At 54.0% G+C, this 2,651-nt stretch carries 1 rRNA gene; it reads right to left on the minus strand.

Going from position 1 to position 2,651, the window contains the following annotated elements:
• Window position 1: 1 nt before the first annotated feature.
• Window positions 2-2,651, minus strand: a 23S ribosomal RNA gene (locus tag V6D41_RS21360); the annotation flags it as partial.

The raw sequence follows: 2,651 nt of genomic DNA on the forward strand, positions 1-2,651 counted from the left end.
CTCGATCGATTAGTATCTGTCAGCTCCATGTGTCGCCACACTTCCACCTCAGACCTATCAACCTGATCATCTTTCAGGGATCTTACTTCCTTGCGGAATGGGAAATCTCATCTTGAGGGGGGCTTCATGCTTAGATGCTTTCAGCACTTATCCCGTCCGCACATAGCTACCCAGCGATGCCCTTGGCAGAACAACTGGTACACCAGCGGTGCGTCCATCCCGGTCCTCTCGTACTAAGGACAGCTCCTCTCAAATTTCCTGCGCCCGCGACGGATAGGGACCGAACTGTCTCACGACGTTCTGAACCCAGCTCGCGTACCGCTTTAATGGGCGAACAGCCCAACCCTTGGGACCGACTACAGCCCCAGGATGCGATGAGCCGACATCGAGGTGCCAAACCTCCCCGTCGATGTGGACTCTTGGGGGAGATAAGCCTGTTATCCCCGGGGTAGCTTTTATCCGTTGAGCGATGGCCCTTCCATGCGGAACCACCGGATCACTAAGCCCGACTTTCGTCCCTGCTCGACTTGTAGGTCTCGCAGTCAAGCTCCCTTGTGCCTTTACACTCTGCGAATGATTTCCAACCATTCTGAGGGAACCTTTGGGCGCCTCCGTTACCTTTTAGGAGGCGACCGCCCCAGTCAAACTGCCCACCTGACACTGTCTCCCCGCCCGATAAGGGCGGCGGGTTAGAAGGTCAATACAGCCAGGGTAGTATCCCACCGATGCCTCCACCGAAGCTAGCGCTCCGGTTTCCAAGGCTCCTACCTATCCTGTACAAGCTGTACCAACATTCAATATCAGGCTGCAGTAAAGCTCCACGGGGTCTTTCCGTCCTGTCGCGGGTAACCTGCATCTTCACAGGTACTATAATTTCACCGAGTCTCTCGTTGAGACAGTGCCCAGATCGTTGCGCCTTTCGTGCGGGTCGGAACTTACCCGACAAGGAATTTCGCTACCTTAGGACCGTTATAGTTACGGCCGCCGTTTACTGGGGCTTCAATTCGCACCTTCGCTTACGCTAAGCGCTCCTCTTAACCTTCCAGCACCGGGCAGGCGTCAGCCCCTATACTTCGCCTTACGGCTTCGCAGAGACCTGTGTTTTTGCTAAACAGTCGCCTGGGCCTATTCACTGCGGCTCTCTCGGGCTTGCACCCTAACAGAGCACCCCTTCTCCCGAAGTTACGGGGTCATTTTGCCGAGTTCCTTAACGAGAGTTCTCTCGATCACCTTAGGATTCTCTCCTCGCCTACCTGTGTCGGTTTGCGGTACGGGCACCTCTCACCTCGCTAGAGGCTTTTCTTGGCAGTGTGGAATCAGGAACTTCGCTACTATATTTCGCTCGCCATCACAGCTCAGCCTTATGGGAAACGGATTTGCCTATTTCCCAGCCTAACTGCTTGGACGCGGATATCCAATACCGCGCTTACCCTATCCTCCTGCGTCCCCCCATTACTCAAATGGTGAGGAGGTGGTACAGGAATATCAACCTGTTGTCCATCGCCTACGCCTTTCGGCCTCGGCTTAGGTCCCGACTAACCCTGAGCGGACGAGCCTTCCTCAGGAAACCTTAGGCATTCGGTGGAGGGGATTCTCACCCCTCTTTCGCTACTCATACCGGCATTCTCACTTCTAAGCGCTCCACCAGTCCTTCCGGTCTGGCTTCACAGCCCTTAGAACGCTCTCCTACCACTGTTCGAAGAACAGTCCGCAGCTTCGGTGATACGTTTAGCCCCGGTACATTTTCGGCGCAGAGTCACTCGACCAGTGAGCTATTACGCACTCTTTAAATGGTGGCTGCTTCTAAGCCAACATCCTGGTTGTCTAAGCAACTCCACATCCTTTTCCACTTAACGTATACTTTGGGACCTTAGCTGGCGGTCTGGGCTGTTTCCCTTTCGACTACGGATCTTATCACTCGCAGTCTGACTCCCAAGGATAAGTCATTGGCATTCGGAGTTTGACTGAATTCGGTAACCCGGTAGGGGCCCCTAGTCCAATCAGTGCTCTACCTCCAAGACTCTTACCTTGAGGCTAGCCCTAAAGCTATTTCGGAGAGAACCAGCTATCTCCAGGTTCGATTGGCATTTCACCCCTACCCACACCTCATCCCCGCACTTTTCAACGTGCGTGGGTTCGGGCCTCCATTCAGTGTTACCTGAACTTCACCCTGGACATGGGTAGATCACCTGGTTTCGGGTCTACGACCACGTACTCATGCGCCCTATTCAGACTCGCTTTCGCTGCGGCTCCGCATTTTCTGCTTAACCTTGCACGGGATCGTAACTCGCCGGTTCATTCTACAAAAGGCACGCCATCACCCGTTAACGGGCTCTGACTACTTGTAGGCACACGGTTTCAGGATCTGTTTCACTCCCCTTCCGGGGTGCTTTTCACCTTTCCCTCACGGTACTGGTTCACTATCGGTCACTAGGGAGTATTTAGCCTTGGGAGATGGTCCTCCCGGATTCCGACGGAATTTCACGTGTTCCGCCGTACTCAGGATCCACTCAGGAGAGAACGAAGTTTTGACTACAGGGCTGTTACCTACTATGGCGGGCCTTTCCAGACCTCTTCATCTACCTCGTTCTTTTGTAACTCCGTACAGAGTGTCCTACAACCCCAAGAGGCAAGCCTCTTGGTTTGGGCTG

It is taken from the genome of Bacillus sp. 0102A, assembly GCF_036765155.1.
Taxonomy (GTDB): domain Bacteria; phylum Bacillota; class Bacilli; order Bacillales; family Bacillaceae; genus Bacillus; species Bacillus subtilis_G.